The sequence below is a fragment of the Bartonella sp. AA86SXKL genome (genome assembly GCF_042196885.1).
In genome coordinates, this window is record NZ_JBHIRE010000510.1 from 337 (window position 1) to 592 (window position 256).

The following is a 256-nucleotide window of genomic DNA, read 5'->3' on the forward strand; positions in this document are numbered from 1 at the left end:
TGCCTTTTATATTATTAATGGCTACTTGCTTGGCTGTGAATACTTTATGTTTGCTGCATACCGGTTCCGATCCGAACGAGAAGCGCGTGCTTTTTTACATGTTCACTCCATGACAATTTTTGGCGCAGGATTGTTGATCGCGTTTTTTGTTTCGATCCCGCTTCTTAATTTAGCAACACCACTTTGCGCAGCAGCCCTTATGACACACTTACATAAAATGCTTTCCCAAAAGATATCATATGCATCACACTCAGTA

General features: G+C 41.0%; 1 protein-coding gene. It reads left to right on the top strand.

Annotated elements, in window-relative coordinates; all coding sequences use genetic code 11:
• Window positions 1–256, top strand: a 256-nt coding sequence (locus ACFIO5_RS12965) for an EI24 domain-containing protein (RefSeq protein ID WP_375705627.1), incomplete at both ends; no start/stop codon positions are given.